At 63.2% G+C, this 23481-nt stretch carries 20 protein-coding genes and 2 tRNA genes; 5 read left to right on the top strand and 17 right to left on the bottom strand.

Going from position 1 to position 23481, the window contains the following annotated elements; genetic code table 11:
• Positions 1-109 precede the first annotated feature (109 nt).
• Complete coding sequence (gene rnr / locus CEW87_RS10875; protein WP_108972960.1) at positions 110-2623, bottom strand: ribonuclease R; 2514 nt, start codon at positions 2621-2623, stop codon at positions 110-112.
• Positions 2624-2661: 38 nt separating this feature from the next.
• Between rnr and CEW87_RS10870 the strand changes: the two genes are divergently transcribed.
• Both CEW87_RS10870 and CEW87_RS10865 read left to right on the top strand, forming a co-directional pair.
• Positions 2662-2746: transfer RNA gene (locus tag CEW87_RS10870), tRNA-Leu, on the top strand.
• 192 nt (positions 2747-2938) lie between these two features.
• Positions 2939-3023: transfer RNA gene (locus CEW87_RS10865), tRNA-Leu, on the top strand.
• A 104-nt stretch (positions 3024-3127) separates the two neighbouring features.
• Here the strand turns inward: CEW87_RS10865 and CEW87_RS10860 are convergent.
• The 16 genes from CEW87_RS10860 to ndk form a co-directional block, all read right to left on the bottom strand.
• Positions 3128-4438: an adenylosuccinate synthase gene (locus CEW87_RS10860; protein ID WP_108972958.1), complete on the bottom strand. Its 1311-nt coding sequence runs from the start codon at positions 4436-4438 to the stop codon at positions 3128-3130.
• 4 nt (positions 4439-4442) lie between these two features.
• A complete protein-coding gene (locus tag CEW87_RS10855; protein WP_108972956.1) occupies positions 4443-5597 on the bottom strand; it encodes an ATP phosphoribosyltransferase regulatory subunit in 1155 nt (384 codons plus the stop codon).
• Positions 5598-5604: 7 nt separating this feature from the next.
• Positions 5605-5790, bottom strand: coding sequence for a DUF2065 domain-containing protein (locus tag CEW87_RS10850; protein ID WP_108972954.1), 186 nt, complete (start codon positions 5788-5790; stop codon positions 5605-5607).
• Positions 5791-5796: 6 nt separating this feature from the next.
• Positions 5797-6678, bottom strand: a complete 882-nt coding sequence (gene hflC / locus CEW87_RS10845) for a protease modulator HflC (protein WP_108972952.1) — start codon at positions 6676-6678, stop codon at positions 5797-5799.
• Positions 6678-7937: an FtsH protease activity modulator HflK gene (gene hflK / locus CEW87_RS10840; RefSeq protein WP_108972950.1), complete on the bottom strand. Its 1260-nt coding sequence runs from the start codon at positions 7935-7937 to the stop codon at positions 6678-6680. Before hflK ends, hflC begins: the two co-directional genes overlap by 1 nt.
• Before the next feature lie 14 nt (positions 7938-7951).
• Positions 7952-9097, bottom strand: a complete 1146-nt coding sequence (gene hflX / locus CEW87_RS10835; protein ID WP_108977132.1) for a ribosome rescue GTPase HflX — start codon at positions 9095-9097, stop codon at positions 7952-7954.
• A 54-nt stretch (positions 9098-9151) separates the two neighbouring features.
• Positions 9152-9397 carry an RNA chaperone Hfq gene (gene hfq / locus CEW87_RS10830; protein WP_108950774.1) on the bottom strand — a complete coding sequence of 82 codons (246 nt, stop codon included), beginning with the start codon at positions 9395-9397 and terminating at the stop codon, positions 9152-9154.
• Between the two features lie 108 nt (positions 9398-9505).
• Positions 9506-10834, bottom strand: a complete 1329-nt coding sequence (der, locus tag CEW87_RS10825; protein WP_108972948.1) for a ribosome biogenesis GTPase Der — start codon at positions 10832-10834, stop codon at positions 9506-9508.
• Positions 10835-10849: 15 nt separating this feature from the next.
• Entirely contained in the window at positions 10850-11992 is a 1143-nt protein-coding gene (gene bamB / locus CEW87_RS10820; protein ID WP_108972946.1) for an outer membrane protein assembly factor BamB, read from the bottom strand.
• A 3-nt stretch (positions 11993-11995) separates the two neighbouring features.
• Complete coding sequence (locus CEW87_RS10815) at positions 11996-12640, bottom strand: YfgM family protein (RefSeq protein ID WP_108972944.1); 645 nt, start codon at positions 12638-12640, stop codon at positions 11996-11998.
• On the bottom strand, positions 12627-13937 hold the full coding sequence (hisS, locus tag CEW87_RS10810; protein ID WP_108972943.1) for a histidine--tRNA ligase: 1311 nt from the start codon (positions 13935-13937) through the stop codon (positions 12627-12629). Before hisS ends, CEW87_RS10815 begins: the two co-directional genes overlap by 14 nt.
• Positions 13938-13982: 45 nt before the next feature.
• Positions 13983-15230, bottom strand: a complete 1248-nt coding sequence (gene ispG / locus CEW87_RS10805; protein ID WP_108972941.1) for a flavodoxin-dependent (E)-4-hydroxy-3-methylbut-2-enyl-diphosphate synthase — start codon at positions 15228-15230, stop codon at positions 13983-13985.
• A gap of 1 nt (position 15231) precedes the next feature.
• Positions 15232-16170: a RodZ domain-containing protein gene (locus CEW87_RS10800; protein ID WP_234421727.1), complete on the bottom strand. Its 939-nt coding sequence runs from the start codon at positions 16168-16170 to the stop codon at positions 15232-15234.
• Entirely contained in the window at positions 16167-16976 is an 810-nt protein-coding gene (gene pilW, locus CEW87_RS10795; protein WP_108972939.1) for a type IV pilus biogenesis/stability protein PilW, read from the bottom strand. The genes CEW87_RS10800 and pilW overlap by 4 nt, the downstream gene beginning before the upstream one ends.
• Positions 16976-18106 carry a 23S rRNA (adenine(2503)-C(2))-methyltransferase RlmN gene (rlmN, locus tag CEW87_RS10790; RefSeq protein WP_108972937.1) on the bottom strand — a complete coding sequence of 377 codons (1131 nt, stop codon included), beginning with the start codon at positions 18104-18106 and terminating at the stop codon, positions 16976-16978. The genes pilW and rlmN overlap by 1 nt, the downstream gene beginning before the upstream one ends.
• A gap of 86 nt (positions 18107-18192) precedes the next feature.
• Positions 18193-18618, bottom strand: a complete 426-nt coding sequence (gene ndk, locus CEW87_RS10785) for a nucleoside-diphosphate kinase (RefSeq protein WP_108950766.1) — start codon at positions 18616-18618, stop codon at positions 18193-18195.
• Positions 18619-18871: 253 nt separating this feature from the next.
• Here ndk and mbhE point away from each other — a divergent pair, with 253 nt between their 5' ends.
• The 3 genes from mbhE to CEW87_RS10770 are packed head-to-tail and all read left to right on the top strand — an operon-like array spanning position 18872 to position 23479.
• The gene (gene mbhE / locus CEW87_RS10780) at positions 18872-21598 is read left to right on the top strand and encodes a hydrogen gas-evolving membrane-bound hydrogenase subunit E (protein WP_108972935.1); all 2727 of its coding nucleotides are present in this window, start codon (positions 18872-18874) and stop codon (positions 21596-21598) included.
• A 1-nt stretch (position 21599) separates the two neighbouring features.
• Positions 21600-21977 carry a sodium:proton antiporter gene (locus CEW87_RS10775; protein ID WP_108972933.1) on the top strand — a complete coding sequence of 126 codons (378 nt, stop codon included), beginning with the start codon at positions 21600-21602 and terminating at the stop codon, positions 21975-21977.
• Positions 21974-23479, top strand: coding sequence for a proton-conducting transporter membrane subunit (locus CEW87_RS10770; RefSeq protein ID WP_108972932.1), 1506 nt, complete (start codon positions 21974-21976; stop codon positions 23477-23479). Before CEW87_RS10775 ends, CEW87_RS10770 begins: the two co-directional genes overlap by 4 nt.
• Positions 23480-23481: the final 2 nt, after the last annotated feature.

Raw genomic sequence — 23481 nt, 5'->3', positions numbered from 1 at the left:
GGTTTCGTGACGTTTCGGCTTCGGCCTGTGCTCGCCGCGCACTGGCGGGCGTGCGGCGCGCGCGCCGTCCTCGGAGGGACGTGATCGGGAGCCGGAACGGGAGGGGGGTTTAGCCACGACGCTTGCCTTTCTTCTTTGATGTTGCAGCCGCTGCTGCGGCCTTCGGTTTTGATTTACGTGCTGCGGGTGCTTCGGTGCGGGCAGCTGCCTTGGGCTTGCTGCCACGCCCGGCACGCGAAGCCGGGGCGCGCTCGGCGCCCGGACGCGGCGCCGACTCGGAGGCACTGCGGCCCTTGCGCCGGGTCGGTGCTGCGGACCCGGCATCGGCCACAGCGGCATGGTCACGGGTGGTCTTGCCACTGCGCTCGGTCGGCCGGCTTACGCCTTCGATCAGGCGGAAGTCGATCTTGTTGGTTTCCAGATCCACCCGCACCAGCTGTACCCGCACCCTGTCCGACAGCCTGAAGCGCGCGTTGGTGCGCTCTCCCGCCAGTTCGTGACGTGTCTCGTCGAAGTGGAAGTAATCACTACCGAGATCCGAGATATGCACCAGGCCCTCGATGAAGATATCGTCCAGCGCGACGAAGAGGCCGAAGGGTACCACTGCCGATACGCTGCCGGAAAATTCCTCGCCGACGCGGTCCTGCATGTAATAGCACTTGAGCCAGGACACGACATCGCGGGTCGCCTCGTCGGCACGACGCTCGGTGCTCGAGCAGTGCGCACCGATCTCGTCCCACTCGCCGGGCTGATAGCTGTCGCTCTTGAGCGCGGCCTTGATGGCACGGTGCACCAGCAGGTCGGGATAGCGCCGGATGGGCGAGGTGAAGTGGGTGTAGGCGTCGTAGGCAAGACCAAAGTGACCGAGATTGTCCGGGCTGTACACCGCCTGGCGCAGCGAGCGCAGCATCACCGTCTGCAGCAGCTGAGCATCGGGCCGTTCCTTGACCTTGTCCAGCAGGGCTGCGTAATCCTTGGCGCGAGGTTCGTCTCCGCCACCGATGCCCATGCCGAACTCCTGCAGGAATCCGCGCAGCTTTTCGAGCTTTTCCGGTGTGGGTCCTTCATGCACCCGATACAGTGCGGCCTGATTGCGCTCCTGCAGAAAATCAGACGCGCAGACGTTGGCCGCGAGCATGCATTCCTCGATCAGGCGGTGGGCGTCGTTGCGCACCTCGGGCACGATGCGCTCGATCTTGCCGCCCTCGTCGAAGATCATCCGCGTCTCGGTGGTCTCGAAGTCGATCGCACCGCGCTTGGCACGCGCCTTGAGCAGCACACGGAACAGCTTGTCGAGGTTCTGCAACTGGGGCAGCAAGCCGCCAACCTCTTCCAGCGCCGCAGCGTCCTGGTCGTACAGCGCCGCAGCGACCTTGGTATAGGTCAGGCGCGCATGAGAGAACATCACGGCCGGGTAGAAGCGATAGGCCTTGACCACCCCGGTCATCGAGATGCTCATGTCCGCGACCATGCACAGGCGCTCGACCTGAGGGTTGAGCGAACACAGTCCGTTGGAAAGCTTCTCCGGCAGCATCGGGATGACGCGCCGCGGGAAGTAGACCGAGTTGCCGCGATCGTAGGCGTCCTTGTCGAGCGCGCTGCCTGACTCGACGTAGGCGGAAACGTCGGCAATCGCCACGATCAGCCGGAAGCCGCGCCCCTGACGTTCGCAATACACCGCGTCGTCGAAGTCGCGCGCAGTCTCGCCATCGATGGTGACCAACGGCAGGCCGGTGATGTCCTCCCTGCCAACCCAGTCCTTCTTGCGCACCTTGAGCGGCAGCTTGCGCGTTTCCGCCTTGGTCTCGGACGAGAATTCATAGGGCAGGTCGTGCTTGCGCAGCGCGATCTCGATCTCCATGCCGGGGTCGGCATAGTTTCCGAGCACCTCGACCACGCGACCGATGGGCTGCGCGAACTTGGTCGGCTGCTCGATCAGTTCAACGGTCACCACCTGGCCCGGCGTCGGCTTCTTGCCGCCTGGCGCCACCAGGATGTCCTGAGCAAGACGCTTGTTCTCCGGCACCACCAGCAGGACCCCATGCTCGTTCAGCACACGGCCGACGACGCGCGCGTTGGCACGCTCGAGGATCTCGACAATCTTGCCCTCTGGCCTGCCGCGGCGGTCCTGCCCGGCAATGCGGACAATCACGCGGTCGCCATGCAGCACCTCGCGCATGTCCTTAGGTCCGAGGAAGATGTCGGGGCCGCCGTCATCACGGCGCAGGAACCCGAATCCGTCCGGGTGCCCCTCCACCTTGCCGCGGATCAGGTCGGCCTTGTCCGGGATCAGATAGGCGTCACGCCGGTTGCGCACCAGCTGACCGTCACGCTGCATCGCACGCAGACGGCGGTCGAAGTGCTCCATCTCGTCGGCGGTGATGTCGAGCGCACGGGCGAGGTCGTCGAAAGACATCGGCACGCCCTGATCAACCAGGATCTGTTCGATGTATTCGCGGCTGGGCAAGGGGAGCTCGTATTTGAGCGATTCGCGCTCGAAGAACGGGTCGGCACGACGAATTGCGCTCGGCCCCTTGGCACGACTGCTTTTGCGTCGCCCGGCCTTGGGTGCTTCAACAGCGGCTTCGGGAACGGCATTGGTTTTTTTGGTGTTTCTGGTCATTGACTTTCTTCTTTAAGTGCTTATAATGCGCGGCTCTTGCCCAGATGGCGGAATTGGTAGACGCACTAGTTTCAGGTACTAGCGCTGCGAGGCGTGGAGGTTCGAGTCCTCTTCTGGGCACCAGTTTCGCAGGAAAGCCGCTCTTCGGAGCGGCTTTTTTGTTTGTATTGTACGCAAGCGCGTACGGGAAAATCGACTGACAGCTTTGCCAGTCCGCCTCGACGTGCAATCTTCTTCGCCGAATTCACGATCCAGGAAAAAATTTCAACACTGGCCTTCCATCCACGAAAAGACCCGGCTATAATGCGCCTCCCTGCCCAGATGGCGGAATTGGTAGACGCACTAGTTTCAGGTACTAGCGCTGCGAGGCGTGGAGGTTCGAGTCCTCTTCTGGGCACCAGTTTCAAAGAAAAGCCGACCTTGTGTCGGCTTTTTTCTTTTCTGCGCACCGGAAGCAAACATCCGGTGAAGCCGGCCTTGCGGCCAGCTTCACGTTCAGCGCTTTCAGGCGCCAAAGGGATGACGGCGCAGAATGGTCTCATCACGCTCGGGGCCGGTCGAAATCACGTCAATCGGCACTTCGCAGATCTCTTCGATGCGGTGCAGATAGGCACGTGCCTCCTGCGGCAGCGCATCCCAGCTCTGAGCACCAAAAGTCGTGCCACTCCACCCTGCCATGGTTTCGTAGATCGGCTCGCAGCTGGTCACCTCTTCGGAACCCATCGGCAGCAGATCGATACGCTTTCCGTCAAGCATGTAACCGGTACACAGCTTGAGCTCCGGCAGACCGTCGAGCACATCGAGCTTGGTGATGCACAGCCCCGTCACGCCGTTAATGATGATCGAACGCTTGAGGGCAGCCAGATCGAGCCAGCCGCAACGGCGCTTGCGCCCGGTCACGGTGCCGAATTCACGCCCCTTGGTCGACATCTGCTCACCCGGCACACCCTTGGTGTCGATATCGAGCTCGGTCGGGAACGGACCACCGCCGACGCGGGTGCAATAGGCCTTGGTAATACCCAGCACATAATGCAGACGGCCCGGACCCACGCCGGAACCCGCTGCAGCCTGGCCGGCCACGCAGTTGCTCGAGGTCACGAACGGGTAAGTCCCGTGATCGATGTCGAGCAGCGTACCCTGCGCCCCTTCGAACAGCAGGCTGCCACCATTCTTGTTGACCGCATACAGCTCGGCCGAGACGTCGGCAACCATCGGCAGGATCTTCTCTGCGTCGCGCATCGCTTCGTCGAAGACGGTCTGAAAATCGACCGCATCGGCGCCGAGATGCTGGGTCAGCACGAAGTTGTGATACTCGAGATTGCTCTTGAGCTTCTCGGCGAAACGCTCACGATCGAACAGGTCGTACACCCGCAGTGCGCGGCGCGCGACCTTGTCTTCATAGGTCGGTCCGATACCCTTGCCAGTCGTGCCGATCTTGTCGCAAGCCGATTTCTTCGCCTCACGGGCGCGATCCAGCGCCGAGTGATAGCCAAGAATCAGCGGGCATCCCGGGCTGATGCGCAGGCGCTCACGCACCTTGATGCCACCGGCCTCAAGCGTTGCGATCTCGGACAGCAGGTGATGAACGTCCAGCACCACACCATTGCCGATATAACAGGCCACGCCCTCGCGCACGATGCCCGACGGCACCAGGTTGAGCTTGTATTCCTTGTCACCGATCACCAAGGTGTGACCGGCGTTGTGCCCGCCCTGGAAGCGGACCACGCCCTGGGCGTGATCGGTCAGCCAGTCAACGATCTTGCCCTTGCCCTCGTCGCCCCACTGGGTACCGACAACCACCACGTTCTTCGACATCTATTTACTCTCCCTGAAGCGGCTCGACCGTCCACCGGCCTCCCCGCATCACAAGCTGCCGGTCGCATCCGGCTTCGTTCCAGGTTCCATCGTGACCCGGCAGTGTGGTCACGACGATTTCGCCCTGCTCTCGCAGGACGGCAATTTCGGTCAGCAGCGCCGCATCCTGCGCATGCGGCGCGAGAATGGCTCCGATCGCATCGGGGTCAGGCAGACGCAAGGCCAGCTCGCGCAGATCGAGGCTGAATCCGGTCGCCGGCCGGGCGCGCCCGAAGGCTTCCGCCACACGGTCATACCGCCCGCCCAGCGCCAGCGCTGCAGGCGAACCACCACCGTAGGCCGCGAACACGACACCGCTGTGGTAATGATAGCCACGCAAATCGGCCAGATCGAAACTGATCGGCAGATCGGCTAGCGCAACGGCCAGCTGACGCAGATCGTCGAGCGCGGCAGCAATCTCTGCGTCCTTGGGCAGACGCGTAGCAGCCAGCTCAATCACTTCCGGCCCGCCGTAGAGCTCGGGCAGCATCAGCAGTGCGCTACGAACCGGCTCGGCAACATCGACCAGCATCTCGCGCAACCCGGGGACGTCCTTGCTCTGCAGAAGATCGAACAGCATCTCCTCACGCCCCGGCACCAGTCCGGCACGCCCTGCAAGCGCATGGAACAGGCCTACATGTCCAATATCGATGCGCGTCGCAGGCACATCCGCCAGGCGCATCACCTCGGCCAGCAGGCGCAACACCTCGATGTCGGCTTCGATTCCGGCGTGACCGTATAGCTCGGCGCCGAGCTGCAGCGGCTCGCGGGTCGCGGTCAGCGTCGACGGCAAGGTGTGCAGCACGCTGCCGCAGTAACACAGGCGCGTCACCCCCTGGCGATTGAGCAGATGGGAGTCGATACGCGTAACCTGAGGCGTCATGTCCGCACGCACCCCCATCGTTCTGCCCGACAATTGATCGACCAGTTGATAGGTTCGCAGACGCAGGTCACGACCGGCGCCGGTGGTAAGCGAATCGAGATACTCAAGCAGCGGCGGCATGACCTGCTGGTAACCGCGCACGCGGAAAGCGTCGAGCAGCTTGCGGCGCAGGCCCTCTAGCTTGTCGGCTTCGGACGGCAAAGCGTCCTGTATGTGATCGGGCAATACCCAGCGCATGAAAGGCTCAACCAAAGACGTACAACAGGATCAGCCCCGCCAGCATCGACGACAGACCGAAAAAGCGGATCTGACCGTCAGCCATGCGGGCGAGACGTAAAAAGGTTTCGCGCCAGGTAGCTGGCGCGACGAAAGGGACGATGCCTTCGATGATCAACATCAGCGCGAAGGCCGTCAGCAGGGTAGCACCCATTGGAGATCAGTTCCGCCCGGTCCCCTTGGAGTTCTTCATGAACTTGAAGAAATCCGAACTCGGATCGACAACCATCACGTCATCCTTGCCCGAGAAGCTGGCGCGGTAGGCCTCCAGACTGCGGTAGAAGGAGTAGAACTCCGGACTCTGACCAAAGGCTTCGGCATAGATGGCCGTCGCCTTGGCGTCACCCGCACCCTTGGTTCGCTGTGCATCACGATAGGCTTCGGCGATGATCACCTCACGCTGACGGTCTGCATCTGCACGGATCTTCTCGGCTTCGGCTGCACCCTGCGAACGCAGTTCGTTGGCGACCCGCTTCCGCTCCGCTTCCATCCGGCGATACACCGACTCAGACACTTCCGACGGCAGATCGACCCGCTTCAGACGCACGTCGATGATCTGGGCGCCGATCTTGCGCGCATCCTGGTCAGCCTTGGCCCGCATGTCTTCCATGATCTGGTCACGCGCACCGGACACCACGTCGTGCACCGTGCGCTTACCGAACTCTTCACGCAGGCCGGCATTGACGGTCTGTGTCAGTCGAATGCGGGCACGTGCTTCGTCGCCCGCCACCGACTCGTAATAGAGCCGCGGATCGATGATGCGCCACTTCACGAAGTGATCGACCAGCACGTTCTTCTTCTCGGACGTAATGAAACGCTCGGGCTCGGGCGTATCCATGGTCAGGATGCGCTTGTCGAAGTAACGCACGTTCTGGATCAGCGGCAACTTCACGTTCAGGCCAGGCTCGCTGATGACGTCCTTCACTTCACCAAGCTGAAAAACGATCGCGAACTGACGCTGATCGACCGTAAAGAGCGACATCGAGGCAACGGCTGCCACAAACAGCAGCACGCCGCCAATCAGAGACATCTTGTCACGCATCAACGCTCTCCCCGCTCACGGCTGCGCAGCAGGTCGCGACTACGCGGGTCCAGGCTGCCGGCCGGTGCATTGGTTGCTGCAGGCAGGGTCACCTGCGGGTCATTCACAACAGCAGGCACGGCATTGCCTGCCTGCTGCATGATCTTGTCCAGCGGCAGGAACAGCATGTTCCCGTTGCCCTTGGCATCGATCATGACCTTGCTGGTACTGGCCAGCACCTGCTGCATCGTTTCGAGGTACATGCGCTCACGCGTCACTTCGGGCGCACGCTTGAACTCGGTAAACACCTGATCAAAGCGACTCGCCTCACCCTCGGCATTTGCGATCACACGCTCGCGGTAGGCATCCGCCTCTTCAAGCAAGCGCGAAGCAGTACCACGGGCACGCGGAATCACGTCGTTGGCGTAGGCCTCACCTTCGTTCTTCTGCCGCTCGCGGTCCTGACCGGCCTTGACGGCATCGTCGAACGAAGCCTGAACCTGCTCGGGCGGCTGGGCGTTCTGCATCGTCACACGGCTGATCTGAATGCCGGTCTCGTAGCGATCGAGAATGCCCTGCATCAGTTCCTGGGCCGTCGCAGCGATCTCTTCACGTCCCTCGTACAGCACGAAGTCCATGCGGCTCTTGCCGACGATCTCGCGCATGCCGGTTTCCGCGACCTGCGCAACGGCCTCGTCCGGGAACCGGTTATTGAAGACGTAGTTCTCGGGACTCTTGAGCACGTACTGGACCGCGAACTGAATGCTGATGATGTTTTCGTCATCGGTCAGCATCAGTGCTTCGCGCAGTGCCTTGTTACGTTCAGAGCCGCGATAACCGACTTCCACCGTACGCACACCCGTCAAGTCGACGATCTCGTGAGTCTCGATCGGTGCCGGCAAACGCCAGCGCAGTCCAGGCTCGGTGGTTTCCGTGAACTTGCCCAGACGCAGGACCACGCCGCGCTGGTTGGCATCGACAGTGTAGAAGCCGCTCGCAAGCCATACGACCACGACCAGCGCCAACAAGGCACCGATGCCGCCACCGAACTGCTTGAATGAAAAACTTGGGAGCTGAGGGCCATCACCGCCGCCGTCGCCGCCACCGCCCGAGCCATTATTGCGCCCGTTGCGTTTGCCGCCGAACATGCCGGAAAGACGTTGATTGAAATCGCGCCAGACTTCCTCTAGATCAGGAGGTCCCTGGTTACCGCCGCGATTGCCTTCGCCGCGATCACCGTCGTTTCCGCGGTTACCCCAGCGTGGATCGTTGAGTGACATGAGAATGCCTGTTATCACTGTTGCAATGGAAAGTTATTGACGGAGTCAGCTTGCTGTTCTAGTTCGGGTGCAACTGCCTCTTGCGCGGCCTCGGCCAGCGCAGCGCGAATCAGATCCAGCCCTTCGCCGGTTCTCGCGCTCAAAAAAAAACGCCTGATTCTATCACAGTCATCCCGCTCGACTGCCGCCCCGGCGTGGGTCAGGTCGATCTTGTTCCACACCAGAATCTGCGGCACTTCAGCAGCGCCGATCTCCGACAGCACGTCGTTTACTGCCGCAATCTGTGCGTCACGGTCTTCGCTCGCCGAATCGACCACATGAAGCAGAAGATCTGCCTGGGCCGTTTCCTCGAGCGTTGCCTTGAACGCAGCAACAAGCGCATGCGGCAGGTCACGGATGAATCCGACCGTATCCGACAGCACGACGTTCCCCGTACCGACAAAAAGTCTGCGCGAAGTGGTGTCGAGCGTGGCAAAAAGCTGGTCTGCGGCATAGCCGCCGGCCTTGGTCAATGCATTGAAAAGCGTGGATTTTCCCGCGTTCGTGTACCCCACCAGGGACACCGACAGCACATCCCTGCGATCGCGCGCACGACGACGGGTGCGGCGCTGCTTCTCGATCTGCTTCAGGCGCAGCTTGAGCATTTTCACGCGGGTGCCGAGCAGGCGACGGTCGGTTTCGAGCTGAGTCTCCCCCGGTCCGCGCAATCCGATACCGCCCTTCTGCCGCTCAAGGTGGGTCCAGCCTCGCACCAGACGGGTCGCAAGGTGGCTGAGTTGCGCGAGCTCGACCTGCAGCTTGCCTTCGTGACTGCGCGCACGCATGGCAAATATGTCGAGGATCAGCGCAGTGCGATCGACGACGCGATGCTGCAGCACACGCTCGAGGTTTCTTTGCTGACCAGGCGACAGGGCGTGATTGAAGATGACGAGATCCGCCTCGTTCGCGCGCAGCGCCTCGGCGATCTCCTCGACCTTGCCGCGCCCGGCAAACAGCGCCGGATCCGGTGCCGCACGGCGACCGGTCACGACCGCCTCCACGCTGGCGCCGGCACTCATGGCCAGCAGCTTCAGCTCGGACAGTCGCTCGTCAAACGCCCCCTGGCGCAGGTCGAGTTGAACGAGAACGGCCCGTTCGCCGCTGCCGGGGCGCTCAAACATCTTGCGCAACCCCTGCGGACAGTTTCAGGCCCTTCAGCAAAAACAAAAGGGAAATCAGTTGGCGCCCTCGCCCGGCTCCTGCTGCTGAATGGTCACCGGACGGGCAGGTACGACGGTGGAGATGGCGTGCTTGTAGACCATCTGCGTGACGGTATTCTTGAGCAGGACAACGTACTGGTCGAAGGATTCGATCTGGCCCTGCAGCTTGATGCCGTTCACGAGATAGATCGAAACCGGGACATGCTCACGGCGCAGGGTGTTCAGGAACGGGTCTTGTAGAAGTTGCCCTTTATTACTCATTGTGGAACCTCGTTATTTTGTGTTTATAAGAATGTATAGGATTTATTGCTGCACCGCCACATGACAGTATGCGACCAAATCCACGTGTGGATACAAGGATTTCGCCAATCAGGCCTTGGTCGCATACGGATTGTGCGCAGTACGGAACTGGATACGCAAGGGGGTACCCTGCAGCTTGAATGCCTCCATGAAGGCGCGCTCAAGGTAGCGCACATAGGACGTCGGCAGATTCTCCAGCGAATTTCCGTGGATCACGATGATCGGCGGGTTCATGCCGCCCTGGTGGGCATAGCGCAACTTGGGCCGCGAAGTACCATGTCGCGGCGGCGCCTGCTTGGCAATTGCAGCCTGCATGATTCTGGTCAGCTGCGGCGTGGACAGGTTGGACATCGCCGCGGCATAGGCCGCATCGACCGACTTCAGCAGCGCGCCCACGCCATCGGACCTGAGCGCAGAGATCTGGTGGAACCGGGCGAACGACAGGAAGCCCAGCTTGCGCGTGATCTCCTGCTTGAGCTGGTCGCGCTGATAATCGTCGACTGCGTCCCACTTGTTGATCGCAACCACGAGGGCACGTCCGGCTTCCAGCACGAAGCCGGCGATATGCGCGTCCTGATCCGAGATATCCAGCGATGCATCCAGCACCAGCACGGCGACGTTCGCCTCCTGGATGGCCTGCAAGGTCTTGATCACCGAGAACTTTTCCACCGCCTCGAACACGCGGCCACGGCGGCGCAGACCTGCGGTATCGATCAGGGTGTAGTTCTTGCCACCGCGTTCGAACGGGATCGAGATGGCATCACGTGTGGTACCGGGCAGGTCGAACGCGATCACACGCTCTTCACCGATCAGCGTATTGACCAGCGTGGATTTGCCGACATTGGGGCGGCCGACGATGGCGACCGCCGGTCCACTGTCCTCGCTCGACTGAGGCTCATCGTCGAGCGGAAAGGGCGCGAGCACGAGGTCGATGAGCTGCTTGATGCCATCGCCATGGGCCGCGGACACCGGCAAGGGCGCACCGAAGCCGAGCGCGTGAAAATCAGCCGACGCGAGCGAACGCTCCAGCCCTTCGGCCTTGTTGACCACGAGGTGCACCGGACGCCCGGAGCGGCGCAGGCGCGCCGCGATCTGCTCGTCGTGAGGCGTACGCCCTGCGCGACCGTCCACCAGAAACAGGAGCACGTCGGCCTCGGCGATTGCCTGCTCGGCCTGCCGTGCCATCTCGTGCATGATGCCGTCCTTGGCGACCGGGTCGAAACCGGCCGTATCCACGACGAGGTAGTCACGATCGCCGACGCGCCCGATGCCGTAGTGGCGATCGCGGGTGAGGCCGGGCTGATCGGCCACCAGCGCATCACGCGTGCGGGTCAGCCGGTTGAACAGGGTCGACTTGCCCACATTGGGACGGCCGACGAGGACGATGGTAGGTTTCACTGAGCGTATTCCGACTTAACGCACGTCATAGGCGACAACATCGCCATCGCGCGTCTGAACCACAAAACCACTGCCCAGCAGTCGCAGATCGGCGACCACCGGGCTGCTGTCGGCGCGATCACGGGCCACGAAGGCACCGTCCTCACGACTGAGCAGATGGATATATCCTTGGCCATCGCCGACTACGACATAGTCGCCGACGATGAGGGGGCGCGACACCGCCCGCCGAAGCAGCGCATCCTGCTTCCACATGCTTGCACCACTATAGACATCAAGCGCATTCACCGCATCGTGGTCATCCGTAATGATCGCGAAGCGGGCATCGCGATCCATGCCGACGCTGCTGGAGAACTCACGCGACCACAGGGCGTTGCCGTTGCTGCCGTCAAAGCAGGCGGCCCGCCCCTGATAGGTTACTGCGCACACTTCACGCCGGCCGATGACCGGCGTTCCAGCCACGTCCGCAACCCGCTCGAGCTCGGTTGCGCCACGCGGTGATGCCACGCTCAGCTCCCACAGCGCGCCACCATTGGAGAGATTAACCGCCACCATCTTGCCGCCCGGGAAGCCGGCGAGCGCCACGCCGCCCTCAAGCACCACGCCTGCGTAGGAGCGCAGAGCAAGTGGGGGGTTGTTGCGCTGATAGACCCAGCGCTTGCTGCCGTCACGCGCATTGAGGGCGATCAGGCGATGATCGGAACCGCGCAACACCACCACATCGTCATTTACCGCGGGCGGCGCCAGAACTTCGGCACCAATCGGTGCGCGCCAGCGCTCCGAACCATTGGTCGCATCGTAGGCAATTGCCACGCCCGAAACCGTCACCACGACGGCAAGCTTGCCGTCGCTGCCGACGCCAGCAGACAGGTCGGTGTCGGCATCTGCACGCCACACTGCCCGCCCCGCCTCGAAGCGGGCAACATCACCGTCGGTGGCGGCTGCATAGACGCTGTCGCCCACGACGGCTGGATGGAACACATAGGGACCGGACTCGCCAATGCTCGCCTGCCAGACGACACGCAGGCCGGCGGTCGGCTTGAAGTCAACGAGTTCTGCGGGCTTGGGCGCGCTGCTTGCAAACGGATTCAGCGAAGAACAACCGGCCAGCAACGCAAATGCGCCCAACAGCGGCAAGGTGCGCAGGGATGAAAATTTCATGGCTCAACCTTCCAGCGATTCAAGTTTGATGCGCACCACCTCGCGCAGGGTCACCGCCTCTTCACCAGCGGAGGCCAGCGCATCGATCGCGGCCTGATAGGCGACGCGGGCCTCGGCCGGCTTGCCCTGTGCTGCAAGCGCGTCACCGCGGAGATCTTCGAAACGGGCCTTGTATGCACTGTCGGGAACCGGCTGCAGGCGCGCCAGGGCCTTGTCGGCCGCGTCCTGCTGCAACAGCACGGCTGCGAGGCGCAGACGCGCCAGCTCGCGCAATGCGGGGTCCTTGCCTTCGTCCGCTGCCCACTCGAGCTGCGATCGGGCATTGTCCAGATCGCCCTTGGCAAACTGCACCGAGGCAGAGAGCAAGGCACCGAGCTGCGCGTAGGCGGTGCTGCCATAGTCGCCGATCAGACGCCCGGCGGCATCACGTGCCTTCTGCGCATCCTGCTCGGCCGCAGCCTGCTGCAGGCTGTAATAGACGGCTCCGGCCTCGGCCGCAGTCTTGTTGGAATACCACTGCCAGGCCTGCCAGCCGACCGACGCCAGCGCAGCCACCACCGCAATCGTCGTTACCAGCTTGCCGTACTGCGCCCACCAGGCCTTCAGTTCGGAAATCTGTTCCTGCTCTTCCAGGTCATACACTGCCATTGTCAGCCCCTTCGTCGCCATCTTCGTTAAACAGGACCTCTGCCACTGTTTCAGCCAGCAGGTCCAGTGCTACGCGCTGCTGCGCGCCGTGTCCGCGCAAGGGCTTCACACCCACTTCACCCGCCGCAGCTTCGTCCTCGCCGATCACGAGTGCAATCGCAGCACCACTGCCATCGGCCTTCTTCATCTGCGACTTGAAACTGCCACCGCCGCAGTGCAGCGTCGCCGCAAAGCCGTGACCACGCAGCGCCTCTGCAGCCCGGAAAGCCAGGCGCCGGGCTGCGTCGCCCATGTGCACGACATAGACGTCGGGCACCACGCGCTCGGCCTCGCCGCCACATTCCTTCCACAAGGCGAGCAGGCGCTCGACCCCCATGGCGAAACCGGCCGCAGGCTGGGGTTTCCCCCCAAGCTGGCTGACCAGTCCGTCGTAGCGGCCGCCGGCACAAATGGTGCCCTGCGCGCCCAGTCGGGTGGTGACCCACTCGAACACGGTGCGATTGTAGTAATCCAAGCCCCGTACCAGCCGATGATTGATCCGGTACGGAATACCGGCATCCTTGAGCAGCACCTGCACGGCGTCGAAGTGCTCGCGCGACTCGTCGCCGAGATAATCTGCCAGCTTCGGCGCGGCCTCGACGATATCTTGCAGGTCGGGATTCTTCGTATCGAGGATACGCAGCGGATTGGAGTACAGGCGGCGCTTGCCATCCTCGTCCAGGCGATCCTGATGCTGCTCGAGGTAAGTGATCAGCGCCGCACGGTGCAGGGCCCGCTCTTCGGCCGAGCCCAGCGAGTTGATCTCGAGGCTGACGTCTTCCAGCCCGAGGTCGTCCCACAACCGGGCGCACATGATGATGTGCTCGGCATCAATATCCGGACCGGCGAAGCCCAGTGCCTCGATACCGATCTGGTGGAACTGCCGGTAACGCCCTTTCTGCGGACGTTCGTGACGGAACATCGGGCCGTGGTAGTACAGGCGCTGCGGTCCGCCGGCAGCCACCAGGTTGTGCTGGATCGCAGCGCGCACGCACGATGCGGTGCCCTCGGGGCGCAGCGTCAGGTGCTCACCATTGAGCGCGTCCTCGAACGAATACATTTCCTTCTCGACGATATCGGTCACCTCGCCGATCGCGCGCTTGAACAGCGGCGTCGGCTCGACGATCGGCATGCGGATCGGGCGGTAGCCGTAGCTGCGCAACCAGTCGCGCACGATGTCTTCGAAGTTTTCCCAGATTTCGGCCTCGTCGGGCAGGATGTCGTTCATCCCGCGTACGGCCTGCAAGGTCTGACTCATTGATGATTCTGCTTGTCGTTGTCTTGTTCTTGTCGGGGCCGGTGTTCAACCGGCCTTGCGGGTATAGCGGGTGGAGACGTAATCGTCCACGATCGCCTTGAATTCGGCAGCGATATTGTCGCCACGCAGGGTGACCGTCTTCTGCCCGTCAACAAAGACCGGGGCAGCCGGCGTTTCACCGGTACCGGGCAGCGAGATGCCGATGTTGGCATGCTTGCTCTCGCCCGGACCATTGACTACGCAGCCCATCACCGCAAGGGTCATGTTCTCGACGCCGTCGTACTGGTCACGCCAGGTCGGCATCTGCTCGCGCACGTAGTTCTGAATGCCCGATGCCAGCTCCTGGAAGAAGGTGCTGGTCGTGCGTCCGCAGCCGGGACAGGCCGTGACCATCGGCGTAAAGGCACGCAGGCCCATGGTCTGCAGGATCTCCTGAGCCACCACGACTTCCTGAGTGCGGCTGCCGCCGGGCTCGGGTGTGAGCGAGATGCGGATGGTGTCACCAATACCTTCCTGCAGCAGCACGGCCAGCGCGGCAGTGGAGCCGACGATGCCCTTGCTCCCCATGCCGGCCTCGGTCAGCCCGAGGTGCAGCGGATAGTCGCAGCGGACGGCCATGTCACGGTACACCGCAATCAGGTCCTGCACGCTCGACACCTTGGCCGACAGAATGATGCGATCCCCGGCCAGCCCATACTCCTCGGCCTTGGCGGCAGATTCGAGCGCAGACACCACGAGCGCCTCGCGCATGACCGCGCCGGCGTCGCGCGGTTCGGCACGCGTCGCGTTCTCGTCCATGATCCGCGCCAGCACCGACTGGTCGAGACTGCCCCAGTTGACGCCGATACGCACCGGCTTGTCGTACTTGCACGCAATCTCGACGATGGCAGCGAACTGCGGATCGCGCTTGCTGCCCGCACCGACGTTGCCGGGGTTGATGCGCAGCTTGGCCAGCGCCTCGGCGCAGGCAGGGTACTTCGAAAGCAGCGTATGCCCGTTGTAGTGGAAATCGCCCACCAGCGGCACATCCATGTTCAGTGCCAGCAGACGGTCACGGATATGCGGTACCGCCCGCGCCGCCTCTTCGTTATTCACCGTAATGCGGACCATCTCGGAGCCCGCGCGGGCGAGTTCGGCCACCTGCATCGCCGTACCGAGAATGTCGGCGGTGTCGGTGTTGGTCATCGACTGCACCACCACCGGCGCCCCTGCGCCCACGGCAACCTGCCCGATACGGACCAGGCGCGTATTGCGGCGTGGAGAGGGTGCGGAAATCAAACTGGATTGCGTCATGTCATTGAACCGTGAGACGGGCGACCGAAACCTTGGTGTGAGGCACGAGGTCGACCGGTTTTCCGTTGAATTCGAGCCGGACGCTGCGCGCATTGCCGATCACGAGCGCAAACGGCGGCGCCCCCTGAACCGTCCGCGAGCTTCCGGAGACCCCGATGCCCGAGAACAGGATCGCGCCGGAGGCGTCCTTCACTTCGACCCAGGATTCACCGGAAAAAACGAAGCGCAAGGGCGGCGGCACATCGGCTGCAGGCGCAGCGGCATCGACCGGTACAAGCGGAGCAGCAGCAGACACCGCAGGCGCTGCAGCAGGCGGTGCCACCGGCACAGCCAGGGCACCAGACGCCAAAGGCGTTGCGGATTCAGGCACAGGTGCAACGGTGGCTGCAGGCTCGGCAAGCGGTGGATCGACCTCGACCGCGACGGGCGCCGACGAAGCCAGCACCTCTTCAGCCTCGCTCTGCGTCATGGGCGCCATGCCAGGCTCGATGACTTCAACATCGGACTGCGTCGGCGTCTCGAACCAGCCGAAATACCCGCCGGCCGAAATCAGCACCAGCAGCAGGCCTGCAACCACCGCCGCCGGCACGACATTGAACTTGAACCCGCGATTGGCTGGCATGTCGCCTTCGGCATTCGAAACCGGCGTCAGGTCAACGGCGGCAGACGCTTCGGCGCCCACTGCGGCCAGCACCGCCTCCGGGTCCAGCCCCAGATGCCGGGCGTAGTTGCGCACGAATCCGCGCACGAATGCCGGCCCTGGCAGGATCTCGTAGTGTCCGCTCTCGATCGCAACCAACTGCCGCATTGAAAGCTTCAATGCCTGAGCGACCTCTTCAAGCGACTCGCCGCGCACTTCACGCGCCTTGCGCAGCATGGTGCCGGCAGGCGTCTGTGCGGTTTCCGTCATCGTGACGGCATCGGACTGCGTGCTACTCACTCGTACTTCCCTTGCATCATCAAGACATGTTCAGCGGAGTCGGCAAAACGGCTACGCAACTGCTCGGCATAACTGGCCTCTGCATTGCGCTCGCCAAGCTTGCGCGCGGTGCGCAAACCGAGCCAGACCGATGCAGCGCTCGACCTGAGTTGCTGGTGCAACCGGTTGAGCTGCTCGTGCGCAGCCTGATAATTGCCACGCCGATAGGCAATGGCAGCCAGCTGATAGAGCGCCTCGGCATTGGCCGGATCAGCCTGGATCGCAAGCATGAACTGCTGCTCCGCCTCCGCGTCCTTGTTCAGCCGCAGCTGGCACAGGCCTGCATTGGTGTACGGACGCGTCGGATAACGGTAGTACGGATTGCGGGCAGCGCGGGCAAATCGCTCCATCCCTTCGGCCTCACGCCCCTGCAGGCAAAGAAACCAGCCATAGCTGTTGTTGAAGTCGGGGTCGCCTGGCGCGGCATTGAGGGCCCGGGAAAAGTACTCTCCAGCCGAGCCGTTCTCGTCGATCATCATGTAGGTCAGCCCCATGAGATGAAAGGCGGGCGCATAAGCCGGGCTTTCAGCCAGAGCGAGCCTGCCCTCGTCGAGCGCGACATCATAGCGCCCGATCTCGAAATAGGCTTGACCGAGATCCACATGTACGCGAGCTCGGGCATCAGGCCCGGCAGCCGGCTGAACATCCGACATCGGACGCGACACCCCGACCGCATCGCCACTGACGCCGGAAGTCGGCGCCGTGACGCAGCCCCCGAGCCCCAGCGCCGAAACCAGCAATACCAGCGGCAACATCCTGACCGTCATCAGCGAACCTCCGTCGACTGCTTCAGGCGCACCACTGTGCGCCGGGTTTTGTCCTGAACCTGACCGGCCAACTGGCCGCAGGCAGCATCGACATCGTCACCGCGCGTCTTGCGCGTGGTGGTCACGATACCGGCATCGATCAGGATACCTGCAAAGCGCCGAATGCGGTCCGCCGGGGAGCGCAGAAAACCCGAATTGGGGAAGGGATTGAAGGGAATCAGGTTGAACTTGCATGGCACGTCACGCACCAGCGCAACAAGTTCATGTGCATGCGCATCACTGTCATTCACGCCGTCGAGCATCACGTACTCGAAGGTGACGAAGTCGCGCGGCGCACGGTCGAGATAGCGCACGCAAGCCGCCATCAGCTCGCGCAGAGGATACTTCTGGTTGATCGGCACCAGACGGTCGCGCAGCGCGTCATTGGATGCGTGCAGCGACACCGCTAGCGCAACGGGACACTCGTCGCGCAAGCGGTCCATTGCGGGCACGATACCCGAGGTCGACACCGTCACCCGCCTGCGCGAGAGGCCGTAGGCATGGTCGTCGAGCATCAGGCGCAGTGCAGTCACCACGTTATCGAAATTGGCGAGCGGTTCGCCCATGCCCATCATCACCACGTTGCTGATGATGCGGCCATTGTCCTTCTCGCCCGACTCGAGGTCGGCCGCTTCGTCGCGCGCAGCCCCGAGCAACTTGTTTGCAAGCCACAGCTGACCGATGATCTCGGCCGCGCTCAGGTTGCGGTTGAAGCCCTGCTTGCCCGTGGAGCAGAAGGCGCAATCGAGCGCACAGCCTGCCTGCGAGGAAATGCACAACGTGCCGCGGCTGGTTTCGGGAATGAACACCGTCTCCACCGCATTGGCGTTACCGACATCAAGCAACCACTTGCGCGTACCGTCGGTCGACACCGAATCGCGCACCGGCACTGGCGGCTGGATCAAGGCTACATCCTTGAGCTTGGCCCGCAGCGATTTCGCCACATCGGTCATCGCATCGAAGTCGTCGCAGCCTTCGTGATGCATCCAGCGCATCACCTGCCGCGCGCGAAACGGCTTCTCGCCCATCCCGGCAAACCAGGCGACGAGACCATCGACATCGAAATCGAGCAGATTGACCGGCTTATTCATCATTACCTCCAATGCAAACGGCCCGCCCGCGCGGTTCGCGGTGCATCACCGCGAAGCGGGCGAAGCGGGCCACAGGCATGGACCGCTTAGCGGGAGTAAACGTTCATGCCCGGGAAGAAGAAGGCGATTTCGTTCGCAGCCGTTTCCGGAGCGTCGGAACCGTGCACGGCATTGGCGTCGATCGAATCGGCGAAATCTGCACGGATGGTGCCCTTGTCGGCCTTCTTCGGGTCGGTGGCGCCCATCAGCTCACGGTTCTTGGCAATGGCGTTCTCGCCTTCCAGGGCCTGGATCATCACCGGGCCGGAAACCATGAAGGACACCAGATCCTTGAAGAAAGGACGCTCTTTGTGGACAGCGTAGAACTGGCCGGCTTCGAGCTCGGACAGGTGAACCATCTTTGCTGCGACAATCTTCAGGCCAGCTTCTTCGAAGCGGGCGTAAATCTGGCCGATCACGTTCTTGGCAACTGCGTCGGGCTTGATAATGGAAAGGGTGCGTTCGATGGCCATGGGGACAGCTCCGGTCTATGTTGAAAAAAGCCTCGCATTTTAGCAGGTTTTGCGGAACCGCCGCATGAGAGCCCGCCCACACTGCAAGCAGATGTGACGCCTGCCCAAAGGCCCGGTGACACATCCCTCCCGATAGCGGGAACCTCTCGCGATCGTCTTGGGTCATTCACCAACACTACAATCAACGGCGTGACCTGCGGCCCACCGACGACGTCGCGCCCGATGCAGAAGACTGCCCACTCATGGAGCCTCAATGCTCACCGCGCTTGCCCTGATCGGTCTGACTGCGCTTCTTGCCCCCTGGCTGGGCAAGGTGCTTGGCACGCGCGCCGGCTGGCTGCTGGCGCTTGCGCCGCTTTACGGATTCGGCTGGCTGCTGAGCCAGATCGCGGCAGTCTCCAGCGGCAATTCCGTGCTCGCATCCGTCGCCTGGATCCCTGCGCTCGACGTCACCCTGTCCTTCCGTCTCGATGGCCTGTCGATGCTGTTCGGCCTGCTGGTAACCGGGATCGGCACGCTGATTGTTCTTTATGCTGGCAGCTACCTGTCCGACCACCATCACCTCGGCCGCTTCTACGCTTTCCTGCTTGCGTTCATGGCGGCCATGCTCGGCCTGGTGCTGGCCGACGACCTGATCGCGATGTTCGTGTTCTGGGAGCTCACCAGCGTCAGCTCCTACCTGCTGATCAGCTTTCAGCACGAACGTGCAGCCTCTCGCCGCGCCGCGCTGCAGGCGCTGCTGATTACCGGCGGCGGAGGGCTCGCGCTGCTCGCCGGATTGATCCTGCTCGGCCTCGCAGCAGACGCCTGGCAGTTCTCGGCCCTGTCGGCGGCGGCGATCGAGGGGCATGCGTTCTACCCGGCCATCCTGGTGCTGGTGTTGCTGGGCTGTTTCACCAAATCCGCTCAAGTCCCCTTCCACCTGTGGCTTCCGAACGCGATGGAGGCGCCGACACCCGTTTCTGCCTACCTGCATTCAGCCACCATGGTCAAAGCAGGCGTGTATCTGCTCGCACGACTGAACCCGGTGATGGGCGGCGAGGACGGCTGGGGCACCATCCTGGTCGTGGTCGGCGCTGCCACCTCCATCGTCGGTGCCGTACTTGCGCTGCGCCAGACCGACCTCAAGCGCATCCTCGCCTACACCACGGTCACGGTCCTCGGTCAGCTCACCATGCTGATCGGCACCAATACCACCTACGGCCTTCAGGCATTCGCCATCTACCTGCTGGCGCATTCGCTTTACAAGGGGGCCCTGTTCATGGCGGTCGGTGCCGTCGACCATGCAACGGGCACCCGCGAACTGGGGCGCCTGGGCGGACTGATCAGGTTCATGCCGCTGACCGGCGCCGCGGTCGCACTGGCCGCCTTCTCCAACGCCGGCCTGCCGCCCTTTTTCGGCTTCATCGCAAAAGAGTTCAAATACACCGGGTTGATCGAGATGGGCCCGCTGGGCTGGGCAAGCACAGCAGTGATGATTGTCAGCAATGCGCTGCTGCTGGCCGCCGCGGGCCTGGTGTTCATCCGCACCTTCCTTGGCCGCCAGGGCGCTTATCCTCGCGCCCCGCACGAGGTCAGCCTGCTGATGTGGCTGGGCCCGATGCTGCTGGCGGTTGGCGGTTTCCTGCTCGGCGCCTTCAACGGTATCGCAGAGGTGTGGCTGATCGACAGTGCAGTACAGGCGGTGGCCCGCGACGCGGTTCCGGTCAAGCTGTACTTGTGGGGCGGTATCACCCCGGCGGTCGTCGCCAGCGTGATCACGGTCTCCCTCGGCGCCTTCATCTATCTGCAGCGTCGCCTGGTTCGTCACTGGCTGGCGCGCTGGCGACGTGTGTGGCTGATCAGTGGCGATCTGCTGTGGGATCGCCTGCTGAAGCGCATTTTCATCATCGCCGGAAAAGTCGCCGACCGCTTCCAGCATGGTTCATTGCGTCAACACATTGCACTTCTGGCCTTGGTGACTGCAGTGTTCGCCCTGCTCGGCACCGTGCTCGCCAGCGACCACGGTGCGCGCCTGCCTGCCACAAGCGAACTGTCCTGGCTGGCGACTGCCGGCTGCCTGCTGGCAGCGCTCGGCGCAGCAGGCGCCGCGGTGATGCGCGACCGCATCGCGCTGATCACTGCGCTCGGCGCCAGCGGGCTGGGTATCGGACTGTTCTTTCTGGCGGTTGGCGCGCCGGACGTTGCGATCACCCAGATCATGGTGGAAACACTGACCGTGATTTTTCTGGCGCTGGTGCTGAACGGTCTGCCAGCAGTGCAGATCATCGGCTGGCGCAATTCACGGCGCCGCCGCCTGCACCTGATCGTCGCCGCAGGCTTCGGCATCGCAGTGACGCTGGTCATCCTGACCGCCATCAGCCAGCCACTGCCCGAAGGCCTTGCCGCCTGGTACCTTGCAAACAGCCTGCCAAGTGGTCACGGCGCCAACGTCGTAAACGTCATCCTGGTCGATTTTCGCGCCTTCGACACGCTGGGTGAAATCCTCGTGGTTGCGCTCGCTGCGCTGGCTGCCGCACTGCTGCTGCGCCCTGACAACGATGTGCAGCGCGGCGGCGACGAGGGCAACCCGGAGTTCGGCAGCGTGATGCTGCGCCAGGGACTGCGCCCGCTCGCGGGCCTGCTGCTGCTGATTTCACTCGTGCTGCTGTGGCGCGGCCACAACCTGCCCGGCGGCGGCTTCATCGGCGGTCTGGTTGCCGTCTGTGCCGCCGTCCTCCTCGCCCTGGGTTACGGGGTCGGTTGCACGCGCCGCCTGCTGCACGTTCAGCCCAGCGTCATCACCGGATCCGGCCTGGCGCTTGCCGCGGGCGCCGGCCTGTTCGGTCTCGCCGACGGCCGGCCCTTCCTTGGCAGCGCCTGGCTGTTCCCGGGCGGACTTCCTCTGGGCAGTCCGCTGCTGTTCGATGTCGGCGTATTCCTCACGGTATTCGGCGCAGTCACCCACATGCTGTTCAGACTGATGGAAAAGGAGGTTTGAGATGGAAATCGTCGCTGCGATCACCGCCGGCCTGCTCGCCGCCATTGGTGTGTGGCTGTTGCTCGACCGCAATCTGGTCCGGGTCGTCCTGGGTATCGTGCTGCTCGGCAACAGCATCAATATTGCCGTGCTGACCGCAGGCCGGCTTGGCAACCGTACCGCAGCTTTTGTCTCTTCCAACGGCGTGCCCGAACTGGCCGCCAATCCGCTGCCCCAGGCCCTGGTGCTGACCGCGATCGTCATCGGCTTTGCCCTCTTTGTCTTCGCCCTCGCAGTGCTGCGGCGCACCTGGGAGCTGCATGGCAGCACCGCGACTGACCGCGTTACCGAGGTCGCCGAAGCCCCCTCGCCCGACCTGGACGAGAAGGCGTCGCGATGAACCCGTCTCCTCACCTGCTCCTTGTTGCCCCCCTGCTCCTGCCGCTGGGCACGCTGATCGCCTGTCTGCTGACCCGTGGCAACCACCGCGCCTGCGCCGGGCTGAGTCTGCTCGGTGCGGCCGGACTGATGGCGGTCGGACTGGCACTGGTCACATACGCCGGCCGGGGCGACATCCTGGTCAGTCAGATGGGCGGCTGGGCAGCCCCTTATGGCATCACGCTGGTGGTGGACCGACTGTCGGCAGCGATGGTTGCGATCACCGGGGTGATCGCGACGGCCACCGTGCTCTATTCGCTGGCTCATGACACCGACCCTGCACGCGGCCGTGACTTTCACCTGCTGACACATGGCCTGCTGGTCGGTGTCTGCGGCGCCTTCATTACCGGAGATGTGTTCAACCTTTACGTCTGGTTTGAGGTGCTGTTGGTCGGCTCGTTTGCGCTGATCGCCCTGGGTGGTGACAGACGTCGATTGGCGGGCACCGTGGTCTACGTGGTTCTCAACCTGATCGCCACCCTGATGTTCCTGCTCGCTGCCGGCCTTGTATATGGCAGCGCCGGCACCCTCAACATGGCCGAACTGGCGGCATTGTTCGCGGCGGGCGACACCCCACCAGGCGTGCAGGCGCCCTTGGTGCTGATGCTGCTCGCTTTTTCCATCAAGGCCGCGCTGTTTCCGGTCTTCGGCTGGTTGCCCGCGTCCTACCATGTTGCGTGGACGCCGGTATCGGCGCTCTTTGCCGGGCTGCTGACCAAGGTCGGCGTGTATGCGCTGATTCGGCTGGTCACCCTGTTGTGGCCGGACGCCGGGCTGGTGCATGAGGTGCTGCTGTGGGTGGCATGTGCAACCATGCTGATCGGAGTGCTCGGCGCTGCGGCCCAGACCGAGGTCAGGCGCATCCTTTCCTTTCACATCGTCAGCCAGGTCGGCTACATGGTGCTCGGCCTGGCGCTGGCTACACCGTTGGCGCTGGCCGGCGCGGTGTTTTACCTGATCCATCACATCGTCGTGAAGGCAAACCTGTTCTTCATCGGCGGCATCGCCGCGCGCATGACAGGCTCCGAACGCCTCCCTGCAATGGGCGGGCTCTATGCCCGCGCACCATGGCTGGCTCTGATGTTTGCCATCCCCGCACTCTCGCTAGCAGGTATTCCGCCGCTGTCGGGCTTCTGGGCAAAGTTCGTCCTGGTGCGGGCGGGTCTCGAAACCGGCGTCTGGATCGCGGTTGGCATCGCGCTGCTGACGGGCATCTTCACCCTGTTGTCGATGAGCAAGATCTGGAACGAGGCCTTCCTCAAGGCACATCCGCTGGGCGCGGCAGGCAGCCGCGCGCTTAGCGGACAGGCGCCGGCATGGTGGGCAACGGGTGGCCTGGCTGCGATCACGGTCGGTATCGGCATCGGCGCGGGACCGGTGATGGACTTCGCCAGCGCCGCCGCAGAACAACTTGCCCACCCCGCACACTACATCAGCGCCGTGCTCGGCGCGCCAGGGAGGTGATC

The organism is Parazoarcus communis (assembly GCF_003111665.1).
In the GTDB taxonomy this organism is placed as follows: Bacteria; Pseudomonadota; Gammaproteobacteria; order Burkholderiales; family Rhodocyclaceae; genus Parazoarcus; species Parazoarcus communis_B.
The sequence above is the reverse complement of the archived record's forward strand: the minus strand, read 5'-3'. Positions and strand labels throughout refer to the sequence as shown.

Excerpts from the sequence above, each read along its gene's own strand:
- rnr (WP_108972960.1), bottom strand. The coding sequence starts at position 2,623 with ATGACCAGAAACACCAAAAAAACCAATGCCGTTCCCGAAGCCGCTGTT.
- CEW87_RS10860 (WP_108972958.1), bottom strand. The coding sequence starts at position 4,438 with ATGTCGAAGAACGTGGTGGTTGTCGGTACCCAGTGGGGCGACGAGGGC.
- CEW87_RS10855 (WP_108972956.1), bottom strand. The coding sequence starts at position 5,597 with ATGCGCTGGGTATTGCCCGATCACATACAGGACGCTTTGCCGTCCGAA.
- CEW87_RS10850 (WP_108972954.1), bottom strand. The coding sequence starts at position 5,790 with ATGGGTGCTACCCTGCTGACGGCCTTCGCGCTGATGTTGATCATCGAA.
- hflC (WP_108972952.1), bottom strand. The coding sequence starts at position 6,678 with ATGCGTGACAAGATGTCTCTGATTGGCGGCGTGCTGCTGTTTGTGGCA.
- hflK (WP_108972950.1), bottom strand. The coding sequence starts at position 7,937 with ATGTCACTCAACGATCCACGCTGGGGTAACCGCGGAAACGACGGTGAT.
- hflX (WP_108977132.1), bottom strand. The coding sequence starts at position 9,097 with ATGTTTGAGCGCCCCGGCAGCGGCGAACGGGCCGTTCTCGTTCAACTC.
- hfq (WP_108950774.1), bottom strand. The coding sequence starts at position 9,397 with ATGAGTAATAAAGGGCAACTTCTACAAGACCCGTTCCTGAACACCCTG.
- bamB (WP_108972946.1), bottom strand. The coding sequence starts at position 11,992 with ATGAAATTTTCATCCCTGCGCACCTTGCCGCTGTTGGGCGCATTTGCG.
- CEW87_RS10815 (WP_108972944.1), bottom strand. The coding sequence starts at position 12,640 with ATGGCAGTGTATGACCTGGAAGAGCAGGAACAGATTTCCGAACTGAAG.
- hisS (WP_108972943.1), bottom strand. The coding sequence starts at position 13,937 with ATGAGTCAGACCTTGCAGGCCGTACGCGGGATGAACGACATCCTGCCC.
- ispG (WP_108972941.1), bottom strand. The coding sequence starts at position 15,230 with ATGACGCAATCCAGTTTGATTTCCGCACCCTCTCCACGCCGCAATACG.
- pilW (WP_108972939.1), bottom strand. The coding sequence starts at position 16,976 with ATGACGGTCAGGATGTTGCCGCTGGTATTGCTGGTTTCGGCGCTGGGG.
- rlmN (WP_108972937.1), bottom strand. The coding sequence starts at position 18,106 with ATGAATAAGCCGGTCAATCTGCTCGATTTCGATGTCGATGGTCTCGTC.
- ndk (WP_108950766.1), bottom strand. The coding sequence starts at position 18,618 with ATGGCCATCGAACGCACCCTTTCCATTATCAAGCCCGACGCAGTTGCC.
- mbhE (WP_108972935.1), top strand. The coding sequence starts at position 18,872 with ATGCTCACCGCGCTTGCCCTGATCGGTCTGACTGCGCTTCTTGCCCCC.
- CEW87_RS10775 (WP_108972933.1), top strand. The coding sequence starts at position 21,600 with ATGGAAATCGTCGCTGCGATCACCGCCGGCCTGCTCGCCGCCATTGGT.
- CEW87_RS10770 (WP_108972932.1), top strand. The coding sequence starts at position 21,974 with ATGAACCCGTCTCCTCACCTGCTCCTTGTTGCCCCCCTGCTCCTGCCG.